The following is a 26,959-nucleotide window of genomic DNA, read 5'->3' as shown; positions in this document are numbered from 1 at the left end:
TACGCGAGCATAAATGCTCTTGATCACGTCGCCTAAGTTTTGAACAAAAAACTCTCCGGCAAACCCGGGGCGGTTCATTCCTCTCGAAATTCTTTGGTGACGGCAAGTTCAAAAACCTTGTTCAGGTGGCTGAGAGCATGTCCCGCTGTGGTTGGTTTTGCACGAAATAGGGGCACCATGATGTCATGGATTTCGCGCCGTCGAATTTCATTAATCGGTCGGCATCCGATTTTGGGACTTATATGGTGTACGTGAATTGATCGAGGACGCTGTCGGCTTGGACCCGCTTGCAGCAGTGGCTCGACATCGGCGAACCATTCGCACCACAGATCATCATAGGTTGGAACCCGCATCGTGCCGCAATCTTTCAAACCGCCGAGCATTTCGCCCCGGACGATCTTCTCGAAAGTCGCCGCGTCCTTCGCATTGGCCAACCCGGCTTTTAGGGCATCAATGCCATATCCTTCGCCGCGCAGCCGCTTGGCGGCCAGCGCGATTTCGCGCGCTGCCGCAAGCTTCGTGTCAGGGTAGTCGCCCACCTTCAGCCAAGTCTTTGGCCTGAGGTAGAAGGCTTTGCGCCCTGTCGGCCAGCCACGAACATACAAGCCATCACGTCCTCCGACACTTCGAGCTTCACCAGCCGTTTCCGGGCGCCACTTCCTGATGGCAACATCGGTGGAAAGATGAGTGGTCATGGATACACTCCAGATACACTATTGGTGCAATATATGGTGAGATGACATAAGAACGCATGATGCAAGATTTCAACCTAATACCTTTATTTCAATGGCATAACGGTGAAACTTGCGCAAGATGTCATGGATAGTATCGCTCCCTTCGTCTCCGCCATTTTTCGGCTGTCAAGACATGTTAAGTGGCTGATTTTAAAAAATATACTAAAATCGGCCAGCCTCGCACCCTAAGATTTGCCACACATTTTGCCACACATTTGTGGCGGAATTCGATGCGTTCACGCCAACATGTCGCACCCTTGTGAAGTGTCTGTTGGCATCACGAAGCAGACATGGCGGACGCATCAGAGGGCATAGCTCCCCTCCCTCCTCAACAGCAGAATCGCGAATGGCCCGCGCGCGAATGCGCACAGGCCTTGATGATGTCAGCAGTGGGCACGGCCCAGAGTGGACATGACGAGGCGCTGAGCGTAGAGCCGATCCATCACCTCCTGCCAGGTCTGGTGGACAAACGTTAGTGCCTCTACGACCCTCGTGCGCGCTTCCCGGAATTCGTAGGGCATTCGCGCCGTCTCGAAGAACTCGAGCGCAGCTTCGAGGCTGTTCAGGATGTCGTCTTTCGGGATGTCCTCCCGCAGAACGAAGGCACAGAGCGAAGAGAGCGCATCGTCGATATCCTCGTCGCGCTCGTACGGCAGCGCCTCTATCGTGTTCATCGCCTCGCGCAGTCGAGCATAGATCATCGTCATCCGCAGGATTGCCTGCTCGACGGGATCGTTGGAGCTATCGAAGGCGTGGGTGATGCGGGACTTGTTGGGAGTGGAGGTCATGGGATTTCCTTGTCTGTGACTGATGGAATTCGAACGGGGCACCGAGTCCGGCCCCCGTTGAGGAGGGGCGGATCGTTTGCGCGGTCAGTGGTTGCTGGGGGTGTCGAGGACGGTCAGCTTGGGACGGCTGCGCCATCCTTCGACCAGTGCCTGCCGCACCTTGCCTTGCAGGTCTTGCAGGCGAAGCATCAGGTCCGGCGAGATGCGCCCGACGAAGGGATCGCGCCCTTCTGGGAGGAGGAATCCAGGGTGGTGGGGATGGACCAGCACCCTGCGTGCGCAGATGAAGCGCGTGGCCGACGTTAGCCCTGCGGCGTCGATATCGCGGCGGCGCGTGACGTGCAGCTCATAGCCAGCATTCGCCCGCGAGCGGCTGGTGGTGCCGTACGCGAGGTCGATGAACTCGTCACCACCATAGGTGCGGCGGTCAAAGACGAGGCACGGGCGGACCTTCGTCGCGGGGTCGTCGGTTCCCTCGGCAACCGGGAAGCGGAAAAGGGTGATGTCGCCCGGGGCCAGTGCGGCCACCGAGGTAGTGCTTGTGAGATCGAGCATACGATCCTCCGTGTCGATGTTGGGAAATCGACACGAACCCACCCGAATTAACTGTTCCGCCTCGGGTTAGGTGCGTGTCGAACAGGCACGCGCACCTGACCCGAGGCGGAACATGAGTTGTAGAAAATTCACCTTGCCGCACAGACCAACAGAGGTTGTGCTCCGTTCCGCGGCGTGCGTTGGCAATTGGCAACGAATTCAATTGCCCCCGACTTCGAGCACAGATCAATCAACTTTCAGCATTCGTCGGATTGCAGCGTTTAAGCCCCCCTCAAGTGCGCTCATTGCTGTCGCCGCTCTTTCGGCCTCCTCGTCCACACCTTTCTGAAGCTTCTTCAATTCCTGCTGCTGCGCAACTTTCGAACGCGGCATTCTCATGGCTTGCAAATGAGCTGGATACAGGCGGTCTCGAATTGAGCCAGTGGTTAACACGTCAATATACATTTTGTAGAACGGGGTGCGAAGTAGACCAACCAAGTACTCGGCATCAATTCCATCGGCTCGCACTACGCGATAATCTGGACTCACCAGGCCGCCATCCAGATCGCTTCCGACAAGCCCGATACTTCCGATATTGGCCCTCATGGGGTTGAAAACTATATCACCCTCGCAGGCAATCTTGTGCACCCCGGTTATATCTTCGCCTCGAACAGTTTCCCGAATTGTAATTTTTCCATCACTTGAAACCGTAAGGATATCATATTCTTGGTCAAGCTCTTCATCAGTGGACGGCCGAAATCTCTTCGACACCTCCTTCACTTTGGTGCCAATGTGCTCCATATTGCTCGACAAACTCGCCAACTTGGCGTCCAAAATGTACGACGACGGATCAAGTCTGTCCGTCAGTTCGCTCGCACGCTTAATAAAGGAAAACTTCAAGTCATCACCGCTGCCTCGCACCGTTTGCTCACGACGCCTCGTGCCTTTGGACTTGTACAGTTTTTCCGCATACTCAAAGATATCCAAGTCGGACATCTTTCCGCTTTCACCTTTTCGAAGGTCTTCCAGTATTAGATCCAGATCAGTCGTCCGTCCATTACCATTAGTGAGACGCCCGTTGGGCTCGTACCCGATATCCTCGACCATGCCCATAAAGATCGGATAGTCCAACTCCGGTCGCTTCGACGCCAAACTGCGATAGGCCGCCACAGTCTCGTCTTTAAGTTCCCTCTTTAATATCTTCTCGGTCTTTAGGGGATGTTTTTGAAGGTATAGGATGACAGTGTTTACCGTAGGGACGCCCGACTGAACAAACGCATGTGTTGGCAGGGAAATCACAGCATTGATCTGCGCATGGCGCAGAATAAACCCTCTTAGATCGGAAAAAGAATCCGCGCTAAGAAGCCCTGTGGGCAAGACTATTGCAAGACGACCTTCGGGGCGCAGCAGTTGTATCGCCCGTTCAACAAAGAGTATCTCTGTTTTCTGTGATTTCCGTTGCTTGACCCGAGACCCAAAACGATATTGCTTCAAAACCTTCTGGTCTTTTTCACGAGCCCCAAAAGGAGGGTTTGCAAGGATCAGAGTACATCCAGATCCTTCCATTTTTTCATCAAATGGCTGAATGGGATAGGGCTCTCCTGAAGAGTCCTTTTCAGCGAGAGCATTACCCCTCGTAACGCATCGGCCATCACCCCACAGCAGCATGTTCATGCGGGCGGTTCGAGCTGCTCGAGGTTCGGCGTCGATTCCGAAGATCTGTTGGTTTTTCACATCCTCGATCAAGCTTTCGCGCGTCTGCCCCAATCGACGCAGCGTACCCTCTGGGATAAGCTCGACCTCTTCGCGCATCCTTTCGTAGGCGTTGATAAGAAATCCGCCAGAACCACAGGAGAAATCCAAGAGCACATCAGAGACCGAAACCTCTGCTATCTCACACATGAACTCCACCAAAGGTCTTGGGGTGAAGTACTGCCCCAATCCCTTACCCCTTAATTGAGACGGCAAAAATTCTTCAAAGGCTCGCCCTTTTAAGTCGACGTCTTCACTGCGAACGCTGAACGGGCGAAGCTTCCCGAGTATCTCGGCGACTGTACCAGGAGATAGTTCTATAGAAGATTTTTTTTCTGAAAGGAGTGGAAATGCCTGCTGCACGACTTCATCAAAATGCAGATTAATAAGCCGGCTCGCTTTTTTTGACGTTGTCTTGATTGCAGATTCAACCGCAGCCTTGGACAAAGGTTCATGGTCGGGGTTCGCCGCCTTCAAAGCTTCGTCTGCCGCCGACAGCAAAAGCATTTTCCCCAATTCATCGAAGGCCGCTGCGGGATCAAGCTTATCTCCGTCACGGATAGCATTGTGAAGCCCCTTAAAAAATCGCCTATAGTCCTTAATTTTTTCGCGATCAGGCGATGTGATCGCCTGCGGACTTTCAGATGAAGATGCTGCAACCTCGGTGGCGCTGATTATTCGGGCTAATTTGTCAAATTCAGACGCAGTAATGTTTCCTATCGTACCCGACAGCAAGTCTACCCGCCGGTTTGCATGATAGTATCCACGCAACAGATACTCACGACCATTTGTAATAAAGCTAAATGGACATTGGAGTGCAAATGCATATGAATCCGTTTGACCAGTGGCCCCGAGGACCGGCTCCGTAGGCTTCTTTGCCTCCACGACAACGACGTTCGCACCTTGGTGACTAACAACGAGGTCTGCTTCTTTAGTCTTGACTTCGCGACCAAACTGCATGTCGACTGGCACGCCCCAGCTCATGTCCTCATCTGGGTAGCCAAGAATATCTCGAAAAAGTGGGGCGATCACCTTGGCTTCGACATCCCGTTCAGACCGGAGATTGAGTTCCATGTTCTGCTCTCGTAGTGTTTTTGTTCAAGTTGGCCGTACGTAACAGCGGAAATTGTGCGCATTATGCACATCTGGTGTGTTGCCGACCACTACATAACGGCGGGCGTCGGCGCTTTTCTGGTAGTCCGCGCTGATCGATCTCGGATCTCAACGGATCCGAGATCGACGCCTCAGGCCTCGTGAACGTCGCGGCGTAGATGACTACAGCAAAAGCTATTCGGCAACTAAAATTCAGTGAGATGTAATCGACTACACGGCACCCGCCGGGAGGCGCCTTGGGGGTGTCCAGAGGGGGGCATGGCGAATGCTCCCCCTCTGGCCCGTGCGGGGAGCACTCGATGGAGGGGGTTCGGGGGAGGAGAGCGAAGTCTCCTCCCCTGGGAGCAGGGGGTTCAGGGGGAGTGCGGAACGATGACCCTGATCCGGCGGAAGCCTCCCGCGGAAGCGCGGGGTCCCGGGGCAGCGCCCCGGGCGAACGACAGACCGAGCATAGGAACCGTAGGTTGCCGGTGCGCGGTCTGCTTATTGAGTACTTCCCCCTGCACACCCTGACCGCAGTCGATTTTTCCGGGCGCACAGCGTTCCACCAATCCTTCTCCCGATTTTTCACGGGAGACCCCTCATGTCCGCCACCACCCACCCTGTCGTCGCTCGCTACCGGGGCCTGCGCCCCGAGCAGCTGTCACGCTATGAACTCCATCGCCTCCGCAAGCAGACGGACCGCGGCGAGTTCGACCTCGCCCGCAGCAAGTTCAACAAGATCCTCGTCGGGGGCGACGACTGGGCGGCCTGCGTCATCGAGGAGATCGCCCACCGCACGATGCAGAACTTCGCCCACGAACTAGTCAAGCTCAAGCAGCGGAGACGGTCCAAGGAGATCGCCCAGCGGTCGCTCGAAGGCCCAAAGGATCCGTGGCGGGCCTCGCAGCATGGCCCGATGCGTGAACTGATCCTGACCGCGAACGCCGAGTGGTTCAACGAGGCTGGAGACCAGGCGACATGGCGCGGCATGCTGGCCAAGAGGCGCCGGGAGAAGGATTTCGAGAAGTGCGCCGTCGGCTGGATGAAGCACACATTCGGTGACGATCTGGTGCACGCGCGGTGTGATCGGGACGACAAAGCCTATCACATCCATGCGGTTATCCGGAGCTGGCGCGAGGACCAGCATGGTCGATGGACCTTGAAACCCTCGGCCCAGAAGGCGGTCAAGAGCTACGAGGTCACGCAGGATCTCGTCGGTAAGTGGTTTGCCCAGGTCGGTCTGACGCGGGGTCGGACTGGCGCGGCCGAGCGGCGGGAGGCCAAGGAGAAGGGCAAGGCGGTTCCGGCCATCGTCGAGAATACGCCGACGTGGAAGTGGCGCGAACAGCAGCAGGTCGAGGCGGTCAAGGAACAGGCCGCGCTCGATGCGCAGCGGGCGAGCCTCGTCGAGCGCGAGCGGCAGATTGCGGAGAAAGAGGCGCGACTGGCCAAGGGCTTCGCTGATCTGCATCAGCAGCACGAAGACCTGGAGGGGCGCGAGACGCTGGTGAACATGGCCTGTGACGTGCGCGAAGCAGAGGTCGGGGCCCGCGAGACGGCGATTGCCAGCCGGGAGGCAGAGGCCGACCGCAAGAGCGAAGAGGGTCACGCGGCGATCGCCAAGGCGGACCGGAGGGCCGCAGAGGCTGACGCCATGATCGCCGAAGCGGACCTGAGGACCGCCGAGGCCGATGCGACGCTTGCCGTGGCCGAGGGCATGGCGACCGGCGTGTTCCAGATCACGGCGCAGGACGGAAGGAACACGCTGACCGCGACGGAGGCCGCGAAAACGGCCGGAACGGCGAAGCCCCTGATCGCGCGGATAGCCAGGTCCGAGGGCGGGGCCCCGCGCGCCGTGGGCATCATCGGGCGCGCATGGGCGGCGATGACGTCGCGCGCACAGGTCGAGGCCGAGGAGCGCCTGCACGCGGAATTCGCGGCAGTCGAGGCCACGCGGACGGCGATCCTGAACCTCGTGAAGCGCCTGCCGCAGCCCCTTCAGGACGGGCTGGGAACGACGTGGAAGAGCGTCGCCAAGCACGCGGTTGCCGCGCAGCAATTGTTGCGCAAGCGTGGCCAATCGACGGGACCGGAGACCGGGCCCGGGCGGTCGGGAGTGGTCGATCCCAAGAATGATCCGCGTTGATTCAGTGGGTTGCAAGAAAGTTGGCCGAAAACGGTCATCTAATTTTTCCGGACGGTTGGAAACAAAAGAGCTTCAGAGGTAGGCCCCGGCAAGATGTCGGTGCCCCTGCAAGAGCAACCCCGGACTGAAAGGTTTCAACCATGTCCAAACCCGTCACCGCCGACCTCATCAGTCGCGCCCTCGCCATCCCGACCGACGCGGCTTCCATCGCCGCGGACCCGCTGCGGACCGTCCAGCTGATCCAGTCCGGGGAGGCAGCGAAGGCCGCCCTGACCGTGGTCAACCGCGATATGGCCTTCGCCACGGCGATCGGCAAAACGTTCGCCAAGGCCATGCCGCTGATGTCTGACGCTGCCCGCATCGAGGTCCCCGCGCTCATCGCCTGCCTCTCTTCCTCGAAGGGACGCCGCGCGATCCTGGAATACGTGGATTGCCCGCCCGAGGCGGAGGAGTTCGTCGCCGAATACGACGCGACCAAGGCCGCCGAGGCGGACGCCCGCAAGGCCGAAAAGGCCGCCGAGCGCGAGGCCAAGGAGCGCGCCAAGTACGAGGAGTTGAGGCTCCGGTTCGAAGGGGACGATGCTCAGCACCAGCCTGGATCCTGAGGCCGCCCTCGCGCGTTCCGGCCTGTCCGGGATGTGCGAGCCGCCTCGACCCTTCGACACCACGCCTTTCCCCGGACTTCATACAATGTTCAGCACCGTCACCACCCTCCCGCTCGCGGCCACCATGCCGCCCCCCACCTGTGAGACGCAGGCGAAAATCCAGCGCATTACGGCAGCGCGGTTCAAGCTCGCCTCCCGTATCCGCAGCCATGGCGAAAGCTGGCTGATGCCGCATGTCGTCCGGCTCACGGAAGAACTCAAAAAGCTGGAAGGCGAGCAGGATCTGCTGTTCCAGATCCTCGCCGAAGGCAGCCAGACGACCCACCTCCTGGTCGTCTGATCACCACCCGCTACCACCTGCTATACGAGGTGCTCGGGCACCGGCAGGACGATCTTGGACATGAGTTCCACTTTCTTCTCGAGCGGCATCTCATCCCCATACCAAGGCCGTTCCAGAGCCACCTCGACGCTGTGGCCCATCAGTTCGGCGCGCAGGTCGGGATGCAGGTCCGCAGCCTTGAGGCGGCTTTCGAACGCATGACGCGTCCCGCCAACCGTATGCTTTTCTGCCGGCAGCAGCCCGTTTTCCCGCAGGAACTTGTTCACGCCGCCCGAGTAGCTCCGGGTGTTCCGATAGCGCGGGAAACCCTCCGGGTGCCGCTTCATCGCCGCCAGTGCAACGCCCAAGAGAGGGACAAGGCGGGCGGCATGGGCCGTCTTCACCTCGCGCCCGCTTTCGCCATCCTTGGACAGCTCGTTGGCCAGCTTGAGGTGCGGGATCGGATGGTCTAGCACGATGGCAGAGGCGGGCAGGTCGTGGATTTCAGACTGGCGACAGCCGGTCTCGATCGACACCAGCATGATATCGCGCGCCTCGGCATTCATGCGGTCGAGAGCGCCCGGCCGGAACCAGCAATCAAGCATCCACTGCACCGGGATCTCCAGTTTGCGCTGCTTCTTGTGATGCTTGTCCTTCATGCGCAGCCCCCTGTAGAGTTCAGGCGGCTTGGCGATGTTCTGGCTCAGGTAGAACTTGTTCACCAGGCTCGACATGTTGTTCATGTCCTTGTTGATCGTCTCGAACGACTGCCCTTCCTTCGCGACCCGTTTGATCCACCAGTTGCGGTGTTTCATGGCATCTTCCGGCGTCAGGCTCATGACCTCGCGATCTTCTCCACCCAGCGCCGCCGTCAGGTTCGTGACCGCCCTCATGAGCGGAAGGCGCCACTTCCGCATCTGTGACGAGTTCTTGAAACGGTTCTCCGTGGCCATGAAGACCTCGACAGCGTCCACCAGCTCCGACAGTCGCACCGACGGCTCGGCGACTTCGCCCATGATGGCCTTCGCGGCCTCGCTGCCGTCACTCGGTGCCAGCGCCTCTGCGCGGTCCAGAATGTCTTCGACCGGACCCTCCAGAAGCACGGCCTTCGACTTGTATTCGAGACCCCGACGCGCAGCGATTGCGACCGCGGCCTTGTAGGTCGTCTCGGACCGCTCGGATGCGCCGATCTTCAGGAGGTCGTCGAGTTCCGAGATCACCTGGTCGACGACCATGGGCAACATCTCCTCGGCGCGCTTCCGGCTGTCGGTCTGCAAGGACCGATAGATGGTCTTCTTCGCGAACACGGCCTCGTAGCGGACAGGGCGGCGCATCCGCATGTGCCAGGTCTTGTTCCGCAGTTCCAACCCCGCCATGGGCAGCCTCCACGCTCAGCAGCTTCGGCAACCCAGCCCCCAGGGCTTGCCACACATTTTGCCACACATTGCGATGTGGCCCGCGGCTCCCTCATTTCATATTCGCGAATAAATTCAATAACTTCTCTTTCCAATGGTTAACGAGATGGCTGACTTCGTCTCCGCCATTCACCATGGATTTCATTGGACAAATGGCGCATCCGCTCGGGATGCACGCCAAGACCCCTGGCAACTCAAGTCGCTTGGATGCCTTAGGGGCGACACCTTGCGTAGCCGGACCTCGGTCATCATGGTGCCCGACGTGCGATCAACGACCATCAAGGCATCACGTCTTCCGAACTTTGGCCATTGGCGCTTCGCCTTTTCCAGTGCGGGTCGGAGCCGACCTCGAGCCGGGTCAATCAGTCCTGCGCCATCAGCTCGAATGGCCGACATTCAACGCGGTCGCGCCTTGAGAACGTCCGCGGGACGGCGCGGAGATCGCTGGTGACTTGCCTCGACCTCTACAGGCGGTCTGCGCGCAGCGTTTGGGGAGTCGTTCCCGTCCATTTCCGGAAGGCGCGCTGGAACGCTGTCGGGTCTCGATAGCCAACCAGATGCGCGATCTGCTGGTTGTTCAGGTCGCTCTTGACCAAGTATCGGATCGCCAGATCCTTCCGCGTGTCGTCCAGCAATGACTGAAACGTGACACCCTCGTCTGCCAGACGCCGCATGAGAGTGCTCCGGCTCAATCTCAGCCGTCCGCAGACATGGGCAATCGTGGGCTCGGTGACCGAGAACGCCTCGAGCAGCGTTGCACGGACCCGTTCCGACAGGGGCAGGCCCTTGGACTGGATCATCGACTGGGCGTGAAGGTCCGCCTCGGTGGCCTCCCACAACTCGGGATTGGCGGAGATGAATGGGATGCGCGCGTCTGCAAGGGCATAGGTCAGGGTCGCGTCGCCTGCCTCGGGAACCAGTCCGAAGACATCGGCCAGCCGTTCGCGTTCACCCTGTGGGAGGGGCAGGCACACCTTCAGAGGCCGGATCGGCTGACGTGCGAGCGCGTTGGCTTGGGCATGAAGATAGATCACCTGTGGGCTGCTGAAGGTGCTCGGCAAGGAGGTGCCGGGGCGGTCCGGGGCGACGCGAACGCTGAACACCGAGGTCGTGCGGGACATGTCGAACCGCATCGGCCCGAACAGGCTTTTGAATTTGGCCATTCGGCCGATGCCGGTCTCGAAATCGGGCGCCGTGGACAGCGCAAAGAGAACCGGGACGGCGGGACCGCTGGCCATCCGCAACCCAAGAAGCTTCGAGACGTCCTGTTGCCGTGACAGGTCCATCATCGTGGCCCAAAGCGCGAGGTACTCTTCGGCAGAGACCAGAAAGGCCCGGTCGTTGCGCTGTGTTGCAACGATCCCGACACGGGCCAGAACCGCGTCCCAACCGACCCCCAGCATGCCGCAGATCGGGCCGGACAGGATGGCGGATGTGTAAAGCGGGGATCGTTGCGGGTCCTGCATTCGGATGCCCTTTCGTGCGAGGCCGAGCGGGTTCACAAGAAACGCTTCTCCGTTCACTTGCAACGGGATTGAGACGATCTGCAAATCCATGAGCCGATCTGCACGTCGCCATCCGTAGATGGATGCCGTGCCCGAGGTCTAACCTGGCCATGACATTTGCGCTGGGAGAGATCGGCTTGGACCTGACATCGAAAATCATCCTCGTGACCGGCGGTGGCTCGGGTATCGGGCTCGAATTGACCCGCCAACTCGTGGCGCATGGGGAACACGGTCATCATCTGTGGGCGCGATGCGGACAAGCTGGCGACGGCGGCGCGCGAGACCGGGGCGCAGGCCATCGCGGGGGATGTGACGCGGGCCGAAGATCAGGATCGGATCCTGTCGGACATTCAGGCGGCGCATGGTCGGCTCGATCTGCTGGTCAACAATGCTGGTATATTCTTGGCCTACGACTTCGCGGCGGATCCCGACGCGCTGCAAAAGATCGAGCGCGAAATCGCGATCAACGCCACGGCTCCGCTGACCCTGACGCGACGTGCGCTGCCGCTGTTGCAGATGAGCGCGCAGCCCGGGGTTCTGTTCATCGGCTCGGGCGTCGCCTTTGTCGCCTCGCCGGGCACGCCGGTCTATTCCGGGACCAAGGCGCTGATCCATCACTGCGCACAAACCCTGCGCCACCAGTTGAAGCCCCACGGCATCGCCGTGTTCGAAGCCCTGCCGCCCGTGGTCGATACCGACATGGCAACGGTGCTGAAATCCGACAATTTCAAGAAGATGAAGCCCGCCGATCTGGTGCGCGACATCCTCGACGGGGTGCGCCGGGACCGGACCGAGATGCTGTTGGGACAGTCGCGCCAGATCAAATGGATGAGCCGGATCGCGCCTGCCTTCCTGTTTCGTCAATTCGCCAAGACCGAGTTTCATTGACCCCAACGACAGGGCTAACGTCATGCAATCCGACAGCTACCGCAGCCGAATGAACGGGTTGGCGGTCACCACATCAGCCGGCTTCTTCGGCGCAAATCTCTTCATCGGGACGTCCATGGGGGCTTATTGGCTCACACTCCCGCCTGTGGATTTCGTTGCGGAATTCTTCCCGCAGTTCAGCAATTTCCTCTACACGATCATGCCCCTGTTCTTGGCCATGTTGGTGGGCCTTGTCCTGTCCGCCCGGCTCGATTGGCATATCGCCCCGGCGCGGCGGAATTGGATGATCTCGTTGTGGCTCTATCTGGGGCTTTCGCTGATCACGATCCTGTACCACATGCCGCTCAACGTACAGCTTGCGGCGGCGGTCGGATCGCCCATTGGCGACGTACTGGCCCTCTACAAGGCCATCGCGTTGGTCGGTCCGGTGACCGAGGAAAACGCCACCACGATCCGCTTGATCTGGCTTCTGGGCCATATCCCCCGCGTCCTGATCACCCTTGCCATCCCCGTCTATGCCCTGCGCGCGATGCGCGCGCGATCGGCGTAGGTCCGACCCTGCGACAAGGAACGAAGTTCCATGAACGAGACTGAGTTCCACTGACCTCCACAGACAGGGCGCGCCCTGTCCGCAAGACTTCACAGGACCCTTCCATGCCCCTTGCCGCCCGCCAGAACCTTGTGGTCATGAACATCCAGATGACGGTCAGCCTTTTGGCGACGCTCATCCTGTGTCGCTGGCTGCTGCCCGACATCGTTCAGGCCGACTTTGCCGACGCGATCTGGCCCGTCGCGGCGCTTCACATGTTCCGCTTCATCGGCATGACCGTCGTCATGCCCGGACAGCTTGACGACGACATCACCAAGAGAGCCAAGGGTCTCATTGCCGTCGGCGATCTGGCCGTCGCGCTGTCTGCCGTGGTTCTGGCCTTTGCGATCACACAAGGCGGCTCAGAGCCGGTCTTGCGCGGTCTGGCATGGGTGTTCGTGCTGATCTGCTTCGCCGATATGGCCGTGATCCAGCGCTACTTCATCGCCGAGCAGTTCTGGAACAAGAAGATGGGCGTCGTCTGGCTGTTTCAGGTGCTGCTGTCGGTCCCGATGATCTTGGGAGAGGTCTTCGTGCTCTATCGCCTGATCGCGGGCTGAACAGACACGTTGGGCACCGGGAAGGTGCCCCTCGCCCCCCCAAAAAAAAGAATGACCCCTCCTTCGCCCACAAGATTTATGCCCCATCAACCAACCCGGGAGTTTTCCACGATGCACAGCCGAACATTCACCTCCGCCGCACTCGGGCTTGTCCTTCTTGCCGCTGCAACCCTTCCCGCCATGGCGCAGGAGCGCTTTCCCGACCAGATGGTCCGCACCCCGATCGAGGAGGAGCCCTTCGCGCCGCTCTTCCCGGGCGTCGAGGCCTTCACGCTCTACGGCGGCTTCGAGCAGGGCATCGCCACGGCGATCCTGTCCCGCACCGATCCGGGGCAGTCCATGGCCATCCAGCATACCCATAGCGACGGCTACTGGGGCTTCGTCATCGCGGGCCGTCACCAACACTGGGAGATGTCGGAACCCGACCAGGGCCCGATCCTGACCGCCGGGTCGAGCTGGTACCAGCCCGCCGATGTGCCCCATGCCGACCTCTGCGTCGGGCCGGAGCCCTGCATCAATCTGGTGATCTTCGAGGAGCGGGCAGACTTCATCCCCGTTCAGTGACGTTTTCGAACCCGTTGGAGGATACCTCAGATGCGCGACACCTACCGCACGGCCGTGAACATGACCGCCGTCATCGCCTCCGCGGCTTTCGCGGGCGGCGGCCTGCTGATCCTCGTGTCTTACGGCATCCGCTGGCTCGGGACCGATCCGCTGGTCTGGCGGGCGGGGTTCTGGGATGAGTTCCTGAACTTCGCCCTCACCATCATTCCGCTGAACCTGATCACCTTGATCGGTCTGGTGCTGTCGGTGCGGCTCGATTGGCAGACCCGCCCGGTGCGTCGGCTGTGGATGTGGGCGATCTGGCTCTATGGGGCCAACACCGTGTTCACGCTGGGCTATTTCATCCCGCAGAACATCCTGCTGATCTGGGACAGCTATACCGCAGCCGAGGCATCGACCGTTCGAGCCACCTGGTTGGGGCTGCATGTCATCCGGGTGGCGATTGCCGTGGCCGTCCCGGTCTTTGCCCTGCTTGCCGTCCTCAAAAACGCCGAAAGGCCTGCGACATGACACCGACGATCAAATGGGCGATCACGCTTCTGATGGGCGCCACGATCTTTCGCGCGCAGACGATCCTGTTCCTGCCGCAGGTGCAGATGTTCGGCGGCATCGCGCCCGATGGCTGGTTCGGCCCGTGGCTGAGCGACACGATCATCGGCTTTGCCGTGCCGGTGATGCTGTATGTGTTCTGGACCCGGCGCAGCGTCGCGGTCTGGGGCGCGCTTGTCGCCTACAACGCCGTGGGCGCGTTCGATTATTCGCAAGGCCTGATCACGCAGGTGATTAGCCCGATGCCGGTCGAAATGGCCTCGGCCGCGACGGTCTATCTGGGGATCGGCCTGTTCATGCTCGCACAGATTGGGGCGCTCGGGCTGCTGTTGCGGCGCGATGTGATCGCAGAGTTCAGCAGAGCCGAGACGGGATCGGCGGCTGTCACCTGACGGCGCGCCGTGATGACCCGGTGCCTATTCTGCGTCGTCCGGCGAGGTTGAGCGCGTCTGGTCCTGACGAAAGGCAAATGGCGCTTGCCCGGTCCATCGCCGGAAGCTTCTCGAAAAGCTGTTGGCGTCGCGATAGGCAAGCACCCGCGCGATCTCGTCGGCGCGCAGGGTGGTCTTGGTCAGATAGCGGACCGCCATGTCGCGCCGCGTGGCGTCCAGAACCGCCTGATAGGATGTTCCCACGTCGCGCAAGCGCCGCTGCAAGGTGCTGCGGCTGATCCCCAATGCAAACGCCACGTCTTCGGCGCCGGTGCGCCCGGCGGGCATCAGGTCGACCAAGGCACCGCGCACCCGATCGGCGATGGGCCAGCGGTCGTTCTGGGCGGCCAATTTCAGCTTCAGATCGGCCTCGATATCGGACCAGAGCGCCGGGTTTTCCGAGATGAACCGGCGTTTCGCATCTTCGGGGGCAAACGTGACATAGGCGGTGTGCGACCGTTCCGGCATGATCCCGAGATGACCGGCGATCATGCGCCGTTCCTCCTGCGATCCATCGAAGCCCGCCGCCACCGGACAGACAGGGTGGGCCGTTGCGCTCCGCATGTTCTCGACGGCGACCACCAGTTGCAGGGCCCCAAGGGTCGGTGGCATCGGCACTTGCGCGTCGACGCTGTCATATTCCAGCCTCAGCCGCCCATCCTCGCGGAACACCCGCAGAAGCGTCGGCCCGAGCAGCGTCTTGAACTGTGCCAGACGCATCAGCCCGGTTTCCATGTCGGGCGCGCAGGACAGCGTGAAGAAGACCGGGATCACCGGCCCGCGCGAGATCGCGATGCCGAGATGGGGCACGTAATCGGGGCGCGGCGACAGAACCTCCATCGTGTTCCAGCAGTCGAAATACTGCTGCGCCGTGCCGCGCAGCTCGGCCCGGCCATAGGGCAGCGCGCCCAGCCCGGCGGTTTCCAGCATCAACACCGGATCGACGCCGAGGATGCGGCAGGCCACATCGGTCGCCATGAAAAGGGAATAGGTCGGTTCTGTGTCCATGGCCTCGGTCTTCGATCTGACTTGACCTGCATGACACGCGCCGGGGATCGCCGCCAGAGGCGGGCCGGCTCGTGAGCGGATTTGCTTGCCGTTGACCGCATCTGCATATCGCTGGTGGGGGGTGGGGGGCCTAAGCTGGCTTCAACGACGCGCGACGCGTTCCCCACAATCCGGCCGGAGACCGCCATGGACCTTACGATTAACGGCAGTTCTCGCACGGTGGATCTGCCTGACGACATGCCTTTGCTCTGGGCGCTGCGCGACGGTCTGAACATGACCAGCGTCAAATACGGTTGCGGCATCGCCCAATGCGGGGCCTGCACGGTGCATATCGACGGTGAAGCGGTGCGGTCATGTCAGGTCGCCTTGGGCGATGTCTGGGGCGAGATCACGACGATCGAGGGGCTGGGGACACCCGACGCGCTTCATGCCATTCAGGCGGCTTGGATCGAGCACCAAGTGGCGCAATGCGGCTACTGCCAATCCGGCCAGATCATGCAGGCCGCCGACCTTCTGGCCCGCAACGCCGAGCCGACGGATGACGATATCGACGACGCCATGTCGGGCAACCTGTGCCGCTGCGGGACCTATCCCCGCATCCGCGCCGCCGTCCACGCCGCCGCCAGCGCCATGCGGGAGGCCTGAGCCATGGGACGTGCCAGAACCATTGCCCGCCGCAGTTTCCTGATCGGGTCAGCCGCCATTCTCGGCGGGGTTGCCTTTGGGGCGTATTTCGTGACCCGGCCCACGCCGAACCCTCTGCTTGAGGGGCTGGCCGACGGCGAGGCGGCGCTGACCCCCTTCGTCAAGATCACGCCGGACGGGATCACCCTGATCGTCCCGCGCGCCGATGTGGGGCAGGGGATCGCCTCGACCCAGGCCATGCTGATCGCCGAGGAGTTGGACATCGACCCGGCCACCGCAACGCTCGACCCGGGCCAGCCGCACAAGGCCTATTTCAACGGCATCATCGCAGGCGAGAGCATGCCCTTTCCGGCATGGGACGACGGGTTCGTGGCCCGCACGGTGCGGGACCTGATGATGAATGTCGCGCGCCTGACCGGCTCGCAATTCACCGGCGGCTCGTCCTCCACCGCTGACCTGCACGAGAGCCTGCGCATGGCGGGCGCCACGGCCCGGGAAACCCTCAAGGCCGCGGCGGCGCGCACCGGTCTTGCGCGTGCCGATCTGCGGAGCGAGGACGGTCACGTCATCCTGCCCGACGGAACCCGGATCGCCTATACCGAGCTTGCCGCAGACGCCGCCAAGATCGAGCCCGTCACCGATGTGACCCTCCGCCCCGCCTCCGAATGGACGCGGCTGGGCAAGCCTTATCAGCGGCTCGACATCGTCGCGAAATCGACCGGAACCCAAGACTACGGGATCGACGTTGCGCTGCCCGGCATGCTCTATGCCACGGTGCGCGCCAATCCGGGACGCGGCGGCGGTATGGCAAGTTACAGCCCCGATGCCGCGCTGGCGATGCAGGGCGTGCGGTCCGTCGTCGAGGTGAACGAGGGGCTGGCCGTCATCGCCGACAACACTTGGTTCGCGTTTCAGGCGGCGCAGGCGCTGGAGGTCGACTGGCTTCCCCCCGACTACCCGGCCAGCAGCGCCGAGATGTGGCAGGCGCTGGCGGAGGCGCGCACGGAGGAGTTCCAGAACAGCCGGTTGCGCGACGACGGCGATGTCGAGGCGGCGCTGAACGGGGCCACCGTGATCGAGGCGGACTACCGGTCGCCCGCCCTTGCCCATGCCGCGCTCGAGCCGCTCAGCGCCACGGTGCTGGTCGAGGCGGACAGGGTGCAGATCTGGACCGCCACGCAAATCCCCGCCGTGGTGCGCGATGCGGCGGTCGAAATGACCGGCCTCGACCCCTCGCAGGTCACCCTCCACGCCCTGTCCGCAGGTGGCAGCTTTGGCCGCAGGCTCGACCACGACTACGTGGTGCAGGCGATCCAGATCGCCGCGACCATGCCCGGCACGCCGATCAAGACCACATGGAGCCGTGAAGAGGACATGACACATGACTTCCCCCGGCCAATGCACATGGCGCTTGGCCGGGGCAGGGTGGGGAATGGCCGGGTGCTGGCCTATGACCTCGACAGCATCAGCGCCTCGCTCATCTCGTCTTGGTTCGGGCGTATCTTCGTCGTGCCGCCGGGGGCCGACACGATGCTGGTCTGGGGCGCCTTCGACCAACCCTACGCCATCCCGAACTATCGCGTGACGGGCTATGCCGCGCCGCCGATGATGCCGGTCGGGTCGTGGCGTTCGCCCGGGGCCTGCTCCAACAGCTTTTTCCATGAAAGCTTCCTGTCCGAGCTGATCCACGCCGCAGGGGCCGATCCGCTGGAGGAACGGCTGCGCCTGATCGCCGACGCCGACAGCCGCCGGGTTCTCGAGGCCGTGGCCGAGATGTCGAACTGGGCGGGTGCCGATATCGGACCGGGGCGCGGGCGGGGCATCGCCTTTGCCCATACGCACGGCGTGCCCGTGGCCGAGGTCATCGACGTGACCCTGACCGAGCGTGGAATCCGCATCGACGATGTCTGGATCGCCGCCGATTGCGGCACCGTCTTCGACCCGGTCAACGCCGAGGCGCAGCTGACCGGGGCCGCCGTCTACGGGCTTGGCCACGCGATGAATTGCGAGCTGACCTACGAGAACCACGCGGTTCAACAGACCAATTTCGACGCGTTCGAGGGGATGCGCCTCTACCAGACACCGCGGTTCCACACCCGGCTGTTGGGCCGGGCCGAACGGGTGCGCGGTCTGGGCGAGCCTGCAACCGCCCCCGCCGCGCCTGCTTTGGCCGACGCGATCTTTGCGGCCACCGGCCAACGCCTGCGCGAGATGCCGTTCAACAAGTTTGTGGATTTCGCGTGACCCCTAGACGACACGCGCCGGGGCAGGATCGCCCCCTCCGCGCCCCGCTGAAAGGACACATCCATGACCGCGACCGCATACCCCGAAGGCAAGACCGCGCTTCTTTGCATCGATCCCTATAACGACTTCCTTGCAGAGGGGGGCAAGCTGTGGCCCGCCCTGAGCGAGGTCGCGACGTCCGTCGGTCTTCACGCCAACCTCGCCCAGATCCGGGCGACGGCCCGTGCGGCGGGTTTGCCGATCTTCATCCTGCCGCATCACCGGCACCACGCCTCGGACTTCGAGGGATGGGCGCATCTGACACCGTCACAGGCGGCGGCCCATGAATACCAGTTGTTCGCCCAAGGCAGCTGGGGCGGGGAGTGGTATGACGGGTTCGGCCCCGACCACGGCGACATCGTCGTCAAGGAGCACTGGGGCGCGTCCAGCTTTGCCAATACCGATCTCGACGTGCAGTTGCGCCAGCGCGGGATCACGCATGTCATCTTTGTCGGGCTGATCGCCAATACCTGTATCGAGACCTCGGCGCGTCATGCGGCCGAACTTGGGTATCACGTGACATTGGTCCGCGATGCGACGGCGGCCATGTCCGCAGAGGCGATGCACGCCGCGCATGAGATCAACGGCCCGACCTACGCCCATGCCATCCTGACCACCGCCGAGATCGTGGGGGCACTGGCCACCGTGGACGCGGCCTGACCGCCGTTTGGCGTCCCGCGCCCCCGCCATGGCAATCGGCGGCGATGGTGTTTTTCACATCGTCTGCGTCCCGCTTCCCTGTATGATCGCCTTGCGCCTGCATCCTCGGTGCAAGGCACACCGATCAGACTGCAGTCAGGAGGCCGCATGGCCGAAGCACGCGCCGTTTTCCTTGAGGGCAACCTCTTTCGCCACATCACGGTGATGGCGCTGACCTCGTCGGTGGGGTTGATGGCGGTGTTCGCGGTCGACTTCATCGACATGGTCTTCATCGCGATGCTGGGCAATGCAGAGCTGGCGGCGGCGGTGGGCTATGCGGGCGCGATCCTGTTCTTCACCACCTCCTTCGGTATCGGCATGGCCATCGCGGCGGGCGCGTTGGTGGCGAGGGCACTGGGGCAGGGCGACCCTGATCTGGCCCGCGCCCAAGCGGCGGCGGCGCTTGTCTGGGGCGTGGTCTTTGGCGGCATCTTCGCGGCGGCAGTCTGGCTGAACCTCGAGGCGCTGGCATCGCTGATGGGCGCCACGGGCGAGACGCTGGACTTGGCCGTCCTTTATCTGCAGATCATCGTGCCGAGCCTGCCGTTCCTGATCGTCGGCATGGTGGGCGGCGCGATCCTGCGGGCGCATGGCGATGCGCGCCGCGCCATGATGGCGACGATCTGGGGCGCGCTGGTCAATGCCGCGCTCGACCCGGTCTTGATCTTCGGGCTGGGGCTTGACCTGACGGGTGCGGCGCTGGCCAGCGTGGCGGCGCGGCTGGTGATCGCAGGCACGGCGCTGATCCCGATCTTTCGCCACCATGGCGGGCTGGTGCGACCCGGCATCCCGGAACTGTCCGTGGCCCTGCGGCCCATCGTGACCATCGCCGCGCCCGCGATCCTGACCCAACTGGCCACGCCCCTTGGACAGGCCGTCGTCACCCGCGCCATGGCCAGCTTTGGCGAGGCGGCGGTCGCGGGCATGGCCATCGTCGGGCGGATGACCCCGGTGGCGTTCGGCGTGATCTTTGCGCTGTCCGGCGCCATCGGACCGGTGATCGGCCAGAACTTCGGCGCGGGTCGGATGGACCGGGTCAGACAAGCCTGGCGCGACGGGCTGTTGTTCTGCGGCCTGTTCATCCTCGGCGTGACGGCGATCCTGTTTGCCCTGCGCGGCCCGATCATCGCGCTTTTCGGGGCCGAAGGCGTGACGCGCGACCTGATCGTGCTGTTCTGCGGACCGCTGGCGCTGGCCTTCTTCTTCAACGGGGTGATCTTCGTCGCGAACGCGGCGTTCAACAACATGGGCCATCCGTTCCGGTCCACCTTGGTCAACTGGGGGCGGCACACGCTGGGCACGGTGCCTTTCGTGCTGGCGGGCGGCGCGCTGTTCGGCGCGCCGGGGGTGCTGATCGGGCAGGCGATGGGCGGCGTGATCTTTGCCGGTGTGGCCGCCGTGATGGTGCATCGGATGATGGTCAAGAAGAGCGGTACGCCCGTCCCACAAGGACCGTTCGACCGCCAAGCGCGGCTCATGAGCCTGATGCACCGCCGCCGCTGACCCGGTCGGGGCGCCTTTCATGCGCCCATGTCTCCGGCTCGCACCTCGGCGGGCTCCCAGACCCCTCAGGCAAAAGCAGGCGTGTGAAGTTTCTGTAACGGCACGTCGCGGCGCTTGTTCTGGTCATTATTTCTGATATTCGTGAAATATGGAAGAAATGATTCCCTCCCGCCTGTCCATCCTCGGTCACCCGCAGCGGCTGGCCGTCTTCCGGCTGTTGATGCGCCGGTATCCGGACCGCGTGCCCGCCGGGGAACTGGCGGAGGCGCTCGACCTCAAGGCGTCGACCCTGTCCGCATACCTTTCGGCGCTGAGCCAAGCCGGGCTGGTCTCTCATGAGAGGGTCGGGACATCGCTACGCTACCAGATCGCCATGACAGAGGTGCGACGCACCTTCGATTACCTGCTTCTCGACTGCTGTCGCGGTCGGCCAGAACTCTGCTCGCCCATCACTTTCCCCACCGTCACAGGGACCCAGCCCATGTCCGACACAAAGTACAAGGTGCTCTTCATCTGCACCGGCAATTCGGCCCGCTCCATCTTTGCCGAGTCGATCCTTCGGCAAGAGGCGGGCGACCGTTTCGAGGCCCATTCCGCAGGGACGCGGCCGCGCTCGGAACTGAACCCGTTCGCGCTCGATGTTCTCCAGCAGAAGGGTCATGACATCTCGGTTCTGCGCGCCAAGAACATCGCCGAGTATCAGGGCGAGGGGGCACCGAAATTCGACTTCGTGTTCACGGTCTGCAATCAGGCCGCGAACGAGGATTGCCCGGCTTGGACCGGTCAGCCGGTCAGCGCCCATTGGGGCATGCCGGATCCCGTGAAGGCCGAAGGCACCGATGCCGCGAAAAGCCTCGCCTTCCATCAGGCGTATGGTGCGCTGCACAACCGGATCAAGGTCTTCACCGCGCTGCCGATCGCCTCGCTCGACCGTATCTCGCTTCAGAAGGCCGTGGACGAAATTGGCCGGACCGACACAGGAGCAAGCGCATGACCGTCTATGCACTCAACGGCCTAGGCCGGATCGGCAAGCTGGCGCTCAAGCCGCTTCTGGAGCGCGGCGCCAAGATCGCCTGGATCAACGACGCGGTCGGCGACCCGGAGATGCATGCGCATCTGCTGGAATTCGACACCGTGCACGGGCGATGGGATGCCGTGTTCGACCACGACGCCGACAGCGTGACTGTGGACGGTGTGCGCCTGCCGTTCATCGGCACGCGGGACCTGTCGGCGCTGCCGCTCGACGGGGTGGATGTGGTCATCGACTGCACCGGTGTCTTCAAGACAGAGGCAAAGCTCGCGCCGTATTTCGATGCGGGCGTGAAGAAGGTCGTCGTCTCGGCCCCGGTGAAGGATGGTGGCGCGGCCAACATCGTCTATGGCGTCAACCACGACATCTACGACCCCAAGACGCACCGGATCGTCACCGCCGCGAGTTGCACGACCAACTGCCTTGCGCCGGTGGTCAAGGTCATCCACGAGGCGATTGGCATCCGCCACGGCTCGATCACCACGATCCATGACGTCACGAACACGCAGACCATCGTGGACCGGCCCGCAAAGGACCTGCGCCGCGCGCGCTCGGCCCTGAACAGCCTGATCCCGACCACCACCGGCTCGGCCACGGCGATCACATTGATCTATCCCGAACTGACAGGCCGTCTCAACGGCCATGCGGTGCGCGTGCCGCTTTTGAACGCCTCGATCACCGATTGCGTCTTTGAACTGGAGCGCCCGACCAGTGTCGAAGAGGTGAACGGGCTTTTCAAGGCCGCAGCCGAAGGTCCGCTCAAGGGCATTCTCGGATACGAGGAACGCCCGCTCGTTTCGGCAGACTACGCCAATGACACGCGGTCGGGCATCGTCGATGCGCCATCGACCATGGTGGTGAATGGCACGCAGGTCAAAATCTACGCGTGGTACGACAACGAGATGGGATATGCGCATCGGTTGGTCGATGTCGCGCTGATGGTCGGGGCCGACGCATGAGCCAGCGTCCCGAAGGCCTTTCGGCCTATATCGCGGTCACGGCATCCTATTGGGCATTCATGCTGACGGACGGCGCGCTGCGGATGCTCGTGCTGCTGCACTTCCACACGCTCGGCTTCACGCCCGTGCAGCTTGCCTATCTGTTCGTACTCTACGAGATCGCGGGAATGGCGACCAACCTTTCGGCGGGGTGGATCGCGGCGCGCTTCGGGCTGACCTCGACGCTTTATGCGGGTCTTGGGCTTCAGGTCGCGGCGCTGGTCGCGTTGGCGCAACTCGATCCGGGCTGGGCCATCGGTGTCTCGGCCATCTTCGTCATGGTGGTGCAGGGCGCGAGCGGCGTGGCCAAAGACCTTGCCAAGATGTCGTCGAAATCCGCGGTGAAGATCCTCGCCCCCACCGAGAATGGCGGCCTCTTCCGCTGGGTCGCGATCCTGACGGGGTCCAAGAATGCCGTGAAGGGCTTCGGTTTCCTGCTGGGCGCGGCGCTGCTTGCCACGGTTGGCTTCGTCTGGGCCGTTCTCGCCATGGCGGCGGTGCTGGCGGCGATCCTCGTGGCGGTGCTGATCGCGATGCCACCGGGCCTGCCGAAGGGACGCAAGGCCGCGAAGTTCTCGGAGGTGTTTTCCAAGTCGGCAAACGTCAACTGGCTGTCGGCTGCAAGGGTGTTCCTATTCGGCGCGCGGGACGTCTGGTTCGTCGTCGGCATTCCGATCTACTTCTACGCCGTGCTGTCGGACGGCACGACCGAGGGAAATCGCGCCGCCTTCTTCATGATCGGCACCTTCATGGCGCTCTGGATCATCCTCTATGGCGCGGTGCAGGCTTCTGCGCCAAGGCTGCTGCGCGCGGCCACCACCTCTGAAGGCGCGCTGGTGGCCCGCGCCCGCACATGGGCGTGGACACTTGCCGCGATATTGGCCGCGCTGACCGCATCGGCGCTGGTCTCGGGCGAGCCGCAGCCTTGGCTGACCGTGACGCTCGTGGCGGGGCTGCTCGTCTTCGGGGCGGTGTTCGCGGTGAATTCGGCGCTCCATTCCTACCTGATCCTCGCCTTCACGAAGGCCGAGCGGGTCACGATGGATGTGGGCTTCTACTACATGGCAAACGCGGGCGGTCGGCTCGCCGGGACAGTGCTGTCGGGGCTCACATACCAGATCGGCGGTCTGCCCCTGATGCTCGGCACCGCCACGCTGATGGTGGCGCTCTCTGCGCTTGCGGCTGGGCGCCTGACTGCAACAGAACCAGAGGTCACGCCGGCATGAATGTCTTCGAGCGGTATCTGACAATCTGGGTTGCGCTGGCCATGCTGGCCGGCATCGCCATCGGCGCGATGGCGCCCGCGCTGGTCGAGGCCATCGCGGCGGCAGAGGTGGCAAGCGTCAATCTCGTCGTCGCCGTCCTGATCTGGGCGATGGTCTACCCGATGATGGTGGGCGTCGACCCGCGCAGCCTGCGGGACGTCATCAAGCAGCCGAAGGGCCTTGCCATCACGCTGGCCGTGAACTGGCTCATCAAGCCTTTCACCATGGCCGCGCTCGGCGTGCTGTTCTTCGAAGTGGTGTTTGCCGACCTCATCGCCCCGGCGGACGCGCAGCAATACATAGCGGGGCTGATCCTGCTGGGGGCCGCGCCCTGCACCGCGATGGTCTTCGTCTGGTCGCAACTGACCCGCGGAGACGAGAGCTACACGCTGTTGCAGGTCTCGGTGAACGATGTCGTCATGGTCTTCGCCTTCGCGCCCATCGTGGCGTTCCTGCTGGGGGTCACCGACATCGTCGTGCCGTGGGGGACGCTGATCCTTTCGGTCGTGCTGTTTGTCGCCCTGCCGCTGCTGGCGGGCCTCTTGACACGGGCACGCTTGGGCACGCCCGAGCGCATCGCCGCCTTCCGCGACCGGGTAAAGCCTTGGGGCGTCGTGGGTCTGATCGCAACGGTGGTGATCCTCTTCGGGCTTCAGGGGCAGGTGATCCTCGACAGGCCGCAGGTCATCGCCCTGATCGCGGTGCCGATCCTGATCCAATCCTACGGCATCTTCGCGCTGGCCTATGCCGCCGCTTACGCCCTGCGCGTGCCGCACCGGATCGCAGCGCCCTGCGCGCTGATCGGCACGTCGAACTTCTTCGAGCTGGCCGTCGCGGTCGCGATCAGCCTGTTTGGCCTGAACTCCGGCGCGGCGCTGGCCACGGTGGTGGGCGTCCTTGTCGAAGTGCCGGTGATGCTGTCCCTCGTCGCCTTCGCCAACCGCACGCGCGCCGGATTCGCCTGATCGTGGCGATCTACGGTGGCGCCTAATCCTGCCCGGATTGGTCCGGGCGGGGTGTTGCGCGGGTCCTCGGCGACCAGACATCACTGCGGATGAGGCAGGCGCCGTTCCGACAATGACTCCTTTACAAAACTAGAATTGTGGTTATTTTGGTGCCATGACCACGACCAGCCCGAACGCCCGCGCCCTTGCCGCCTTGGGCCATGATGCCCGCCTCTCGATCTTTCGCCTGTTGGTGAAGGCCGGGTCTGACGGCCTGCGGGTCAGCGATATCGGTGACCATCTGGGGCTCGCCCCCTCGACCTTGGCGCATCACCTGTCGACGCTGGTCGATGCGGGTCTGGTGCTGCAGGACAAGCAGGGCCGCGAAGTGTTCAACCGCGTCGATTTCCCCGCGATGCACGCGCTTGTCGGCTTCCTGACCTCGGAATGCTGTGTCGGTGTCGCGATCCGCGCATCGGAGGACGCGGCGTGAGACCCATGCGCTTTTTTCTTGTCTCGAAACAACTGCAAATCCGGAGATTTGGTGATGACTGACACGACCCTAGCGGTGCCCGGCCTCCGGTCCATGCTGCGCCATCTGTGGCAGGACCAGCGGGTCTGGCTTGCTTCGGCGCTGATCCTTGCGGTGCTGGTGGTCTTCGACGCGCCGCAGGCCGCAGAGAGCGCGCTTTTCGCGGGGCGCGCGCTTCTGAGCACCGCGCCCTTCCTGATCCTGTCCATCGCCATCGCGGCTTGGGCCAATGCCACCGGCGCCGACAACCTGATCGCCAAGGCCTTCACCGGCGCGCCCCTCCTGATGATCGGACTGGCCGCGCTGGCCGGGGGCATTTCGCCGTTCTGCTCCTGCGGGGTGATCCCGCTGATCGCGGCATTGCTGGCGATGGGCGTGCCCCTGTCGGCGGTCATGGCCTTCTGGCTGGCCTCGCCGATCATGGACCCGTCGATGTTCGTGCTGACGGCGGGCGTCTTGGACCTTGAGTTCGCGGTGGCCAAGACCCTCGCCGCCATCGGTCTGGGCCTGTTCGGCGGTACGGTGGTGCACCTGATGATAAAGGCGGGAGCCTTTGCCGATCCGCTGCGCGCGGGCATCGGCAACGGAGGCTGCGGCGGGGCAAAGATCCGGGCGCCGAAACCCGTCATCTGGCGCTTCTGGGCCGACCCCGATCGCCGCGCCAAGTTCGCCAAGACCGCGCTGAGCACCACGGTGTTCCTCGCCAAGTGGCTGACGCTCGCCTTCATCCTCGAGAGCCTGATGCTGGCATGGGTCCCGGCGGAGACGGTCACCGCCGCTCTGGGTGGGGAGGGGCTGCTGCCCATCGTGACGGCAACGCTTGTCGGAGTTCCGGCCTATCTCAACGGTTATGCGGCGCTGCCGCTCGTGGGGGGGCTGATCGAACAGGGCATGGCGCCGGGGGCCGGGATGGCGTTTCTCGTCGCCGGTGGCGTCACCTCGATCCCCGCGGCCATGGCGGTCTGGGCCTTGGCGCGGCCACAGGTCTTTGCAGTCTACATCGGTTTGTCGCTGACCGGCGCTTTCGCCTCGGGCTTGCTGTTCCAACTCTGGACACAGCTGGCCTGAATACCGTCGTCGCGCCGCGCCTTTCCTGAACGACCCTCTGTCATCATACCGGGACGTTCTCAGGGCGCGGCCTAATCGTGGTCGTGTCCGTGCTCCTGTCGAAGGGTCTATTTTCCGACGGCGCCGCGATTTTCGACCGCAGTTGGTGTCATTGTTCGTCCATCTGGTCGGCAGCCCTTTGGACGCGTGTTTCGGCAATTCGAGGTGGATTGGTCATCAGAGGATAGGCGATCTGCGGCGGGCGGCGGCTGAAGGAGCCCCCCGTCTTTGATAGAGGTGAACGCGGGCAAAATGGTTCACAGCGGGTGGCATCTACAAATGCCAAAGCGAAACCAGAGCCAAATATTGGAAAGTGGTGCCCCTAAATGTAGAAACATCGAACTCTTTGAGGGCCGCACTTGCGGATTGGCAACACGCACTTGCGCCGCTCGAAGATCATATAGGAACCATCGTCAGTTTGGTTTTGGCGTCGGCGGACGGCGGGAGCCAAAGGAGTTAATTCTCTAAGCG

The 26,959-nt window shown here is 62.8% G+C and carries 26 protein-coding genes; 19 read left to right on the top strand and 7 right to left on the bottom strand.

Annotated elements, in window-relative coordinates; translation table 11 throughout:
* Nucleotides 1-74: 74 nt before the first annotated feature.
* The 4 genes from D8Z78_RS19100 to D8Z78_RS19085 all read right to left on the bottom strand — a co-directional run bounded on the left by D8Z78_RS19100 (nucleotide 75) and on the right by D8Z78_RS19085 (nucleotide 4,882).
* Nucleotides 75-695, bottom strand: coding sequence for an integrase arm-type DNA-binding domain-containing protein (locus tag D8Z78_RS19100; RefSeq protein WP_121631982.1), 621 nt, complete (start codon nucleotides 693-695; stop codon nucleotides 75-77).
* 422 nt (nucleotides 696-1,117) lie between these two features.
* Complete coding sequence (locus tag D8Z78_RS19095) at nucleotides 1,118-1,522, bottom strand: hypothetical protein (protein ID WP_121631984.1); 405 nt, start codon at nucleotides 1,520-1,522, stop codon at nucleotides 1,118-1,120.
* A gap of 84 nt (nucleotides 1,523-1,606) precedes the next feature.
* Nucleotides 1,607-2,077: a hypothetical protein gene (locus D8Z78_RS19090; protein WP_121631986.1), complete on the bottom strand. Its 471-nt coding sequence runs from the start codon at nucleotides 2,075-2,077 to the stop codon at nucleotides 1,607-1,609.
* A 225-nt stretch (nucleotides 2,078-2,302) separates the two neighbouring features.
* Nucleotides 2,303-4,882, bottom strand: a complete 2,580-nt coding sequence (locus D8Z78_RS19085; RefSeq protein WP_121631988.1) for an N-6 DNA methylase — start codon at nucleotides 4,880-4,882, stop codon at nucleotides 2,303-2,305.
* A 622-nt stretch (nucleotides 4,883-5,504) separates the two neighbouring features.
* Here D8Z78_RS19085 and D8Z78_RS19080 point away from each other — a divergent pair.
* The 3 genes from D8Z78_RS19080 (at nucleotide 5,505) to D8Z78_RS19070 (ending at nucleotide 7,994) form a co-directional block, all read left to right on the top strand.
* On the top strand, nucleotides 5,505-7,049 hold the full coding sequence (locus tag D8Z78_RS19080) for a plasmid recombination protein (protein ID WP_121631990.1): 1,545 nt from the start codon (nucleotides 5,505-5,507) through the stop codon (nucleotides 7,047-7,049).
* A gap of 140 nt (nucleotides 7,050-7,189) precedes the next feature.
* A complete protein-coding gene (locus D8Z78_RS19075) occupies nucleotides 7,190-7,654 on the top strand; it encodes a hypothetical protein (protein ID WP_121631992.1) in 465 nt (154 codons plus the stop codon).
* A complete protein-coding gene (locus D8Z78_RS19070) occupies nucleotides 7,629-7,994 on the top strand; it encodes a hypothetical protein (RefSeq protein WP_128910861.1) in 366 nt (121 codons plus the stop codon). Before D8Z78_RS19075 ends, D8Z78_RS19070 begins: the two co-directional genes overlap by 26 nt.
* Nucleotides 7,995-8,014: 20 nt before the next feature.
* On the opposite strand, the gene D8Z78_RS19065 is transcribed toward D8Z78_RS19070, so the two are convergent.
* Nucleotides 8,015-9,349 carry a site-specific integrase gene (locus tag D8Z78_RS19065; RefSeq protein WP_128910860.1) on the bottom strand — a complete coding sequence of 445 codons (1,335 nt, stop codon included), beginning with the start codon at nucleotides 9,347-9,349 and terminating at the stop codon, nucleotides 8,015-8,017.
* Between the two features lie 503 nt (nucleotides 9,350-9,852).
* The gene (locus D8Z78_RS19060) at nucleotides 9,853-10,944 is read right to left on the bottom strand and encodes a helix-turn-helix transcriptional regulator (protein ID WP_240672188.1); all 1,092 of its coding nucleotides are present in this window, start codon (nucleotides 10,942-10,944) and stop codon (nucleotides 9,853-9,855) included.
* A gap of 168 nt (nucleotides 10,945-11,112) precedes the next feature.
* Between D8Z78_RS19060 and D8Z78_RS19055 the strand changes: the two genes are divergently transcribed.
* The 6 genes from D8Z78_RS19055 (at nucleotide 11,113) to D8Z78_RS19030 (ending at nucleotide 14,435) form a co-directional block, all read left to right on the top strand.
* Nucleotides 11,113-11,781, top strand: a complete 669-nt coding sequence (locus D8Z78_RS19055; protein ID WP_121631999.1) for an SDR family NAD(P)-dependent oxidoreductase — start codon at nucleotides 11,113-11,115, stop codon at nucleotides 11,779-11,781.
* Between the two features lie 22 nt (nucleotides 11,782-11,803).
* A complete protein-coding gene (locus D8Z78_RS19050; protein ID WP_121632000.1) occupies nucleotides 11,804-12,331 on the top strand; it encodes a hypothetical protein in 528 nt (175 codons plus the stop codon).
* Between the two features lie 104 nt (nucleotides 12,332-12,435).
* A complete protein-coding gene (locus D8Z78_RS19045) occupies nucleotides 12,436-12,930 on the top strand; it encodes a hypothetical protein (protein WP_121632002.1) in 495 nt (164 codons plus the stop codon).
* Nucleotides 12,931-13,041: 111 nt separating this feature from the next.
* The gene (locus tag D8Z78_RS19040) at nucleotides 13,042-13,494 is read left to right on the top strand and encodes a cupin domain-containing protein (RefSeq protein ID WP_128910859.1); all 453 of its coding nucleotides are present in this window, start codon (nucleotides 13,042-13,044) and stop codon (nucleotides 13,492-13,494) included.
* 30 nt (nucleotides 13,495-13,524) lie between these two features.
* Nucleotides 13,525-14,004: a hypothetical protein gene (locus D8Z78_RS19035; protein ID WP_121632006.1), complete on the top strand. Its 480-nt coding sequence runs from the start codon at nucleotides 13,525-13,527 to the stop codon at nucleotides 14,002-14,004.
* Nucleotides 14,001-14,435 (top strand): hypothetical protein, encoded by a 435-nt coding sequence (locus D8Z78_RS19030; RefSeq protein ID WP_121632008.1) that lies wholly within the window; start codon nucleotides 14,001-14,003, stop codon nucleotides 14,433-14,435. Before D8Z78_RS19035 ends, D8Z78_RS19030 begins: the two co-directional genes overlap by 4 nt.
* Before the next feature lie 24 nt (nucleotides 14,436-14,459).
* On the opposite strand, the gene D8Z78_RS19025 is transcribed toward D8Z78_RS19030, so the two are convergent.
* Nucleotides 14,460-15,482, bottom strand: a complete 1,023-nt coding sequence (locus D8Z78_RS19025; protein ID WP_121632010.1) for a helix-turn-helix domain-containing protein — start codon at nucleotides 15,480-15,482, stop codon at nucleotides 14,460-14,462.
* Between the two features lie 186 nt (nucleotides 15,483-15,668).
* Between D8Z78_RS19025 and D8Z78_RS19020 the strand changes: the two genes are divergently transcribed.
* The 10 genes from D8Z78_RS19020 (at nucleotide 15,669) to D8Z78_RS18975 (ending at nucleotide 26,449) form a co-directional block, all read left to right on the top strand.
* Entirely contained in the window at nucleotides 15,669-16,127 is a 459-nt protein-coding gene (locus D8Z78_RS19020; RefSeq protein WP_121632012.1) for a (2Fe-2S)-binding protein, read from the top strand.
* Between the two features lie 3 nt (nucleotides 16,128-16,130).
* Nucleotides 16,131-18,371, top strand: a complete 2,241-nt coding sequence (locus D8Z78_RS19015; RefSeq protein ID WP_121632013.1) for a xanthine dehydrogenase family protein molybdopterin-binding subunit — start codon at nucleotides 16,131-16,133, stop codon at nucleotides 18,369-18,371.
* A gap of 63 nt (nucleotides 18,372-18,434) precedes the next feature.
* A complete protein-coding gene (locus tag D8Z78_RS19010; RefSeq protein WP_121632015.1) occupies nucleotides 18,435-19,070 on the top strand; it encodes a cysteine hydrolase family protein in 636 nt (211 codons plus the stop codon).
* Between the two features lie 147 nt (nucleotides 19,071-19,217).
* Complete coding sequence (locus tag D8Z78_RS19005) at nucleotides 19,218-20,612, top strand: MATE family efflux transporter (RefSeq protein WP_121632017.1); 1,395 nt, start codon at nucleotides 19,218-19,220, stop codon at nucleotides 20,610-20,612.
* A 148-nt stretch (nucleotides 20,613-20,760) separates the two neighbouring features.
* On the top strand, nucleotides 20,761-21,606 hold the full coding sequence (locus tag D8Z78_RS19000) for an arsenate reductase/protein-tyrosine-phosphatase family protein (RefSeq protein WP_121632019.1): 846 nt from the start codon (nucleotides 20,761-20,763) through the stop codon (nucleotides 21,604-21,606).
* Nucleotides 21,603-22,601, top strand: a complete 999-nt coding sequence (locus D8Z78_RS18995) for an ArsJ-associated glyceraldehyde-3-phosphate dehydrogenase (protein WP_121632021.1) — start codon at nucleotides 21,603-21,605, stop codon at nucleotides 22,599-22,601. The genes D8Z78_RS19000 and D8Z78_RS18995 overlap by 4 nt, the downstream gene beginning before the upstream one ends.
* Nucleotides 22,598-23,866, top strand: coding sequence for an organoarsenical effux MFS transporter ArsJ (gene arsJ / locus D8Z78_RS18990; RefSeq protein ID WP_121632023.1), 1,269 nt, complete (start codon nucleotides 22,598-22,600; stop codon nucleotides 23,864-23,866). Before D8Z78_RS18995 ends, arsJ begins: the two co-directional genes overlap by 4 nt.
* Entirely contained in the window at nucleotides 23,863-24,870 is a 1,008-nt protein-coding gene (gene arsB / locus D8Z78_RS18985) for an ACR3 family arsenite efflux transporter (protein WP_121632025.1), read from the top strand. The genes arsJ and arsB overlap by 4 nt, the downstream gene beginning before the upstream one ends.
* Nucleotides 24,871-25,024: 154 nt before the next feature.
* Complete coding sequence (locus D8Z78_RS18980; protein WP_121632027.1) at nucleotides 25,025-25,342, top strand: ArsR/SmtB family transcription factor; 318 nt, start codon at nucleotides 25,025-25,027, stop codon at nucleotides 25,340-25,342.
* Nucleotides 25,343-25,396: 54 nt separating this feature from the next.
* Entirely contained in the window at nucleotides 25,397-26,449 is a 1,053-nt protein-coding gene (locus tag D8Z78_RS18975) for a permease (RefSeq protein WP_206169713.1), read from the top strand.
* The last annotated feature ends 510 nt before the right edge of the window (nucleotides 26,450-26,959 follow it).

The sequence above is a fragment of the Tropicibacter alexandrii genome (genome assembly GCF_003667315.2).
In the GTDB taxonomy this organism is placed as follows: Bacteria; Pseudomonadota; Alphaproteobacteria; order Rhodobacterales; family Rhodobacteraceae; genus Tropicibacter; species Tropicibacter alexandrii.
The sequence above is the reverse complement of the archived record's forward strand: the minus strand, read 5'-3'. Positions and strand labels throughout refer to the sequence as shown.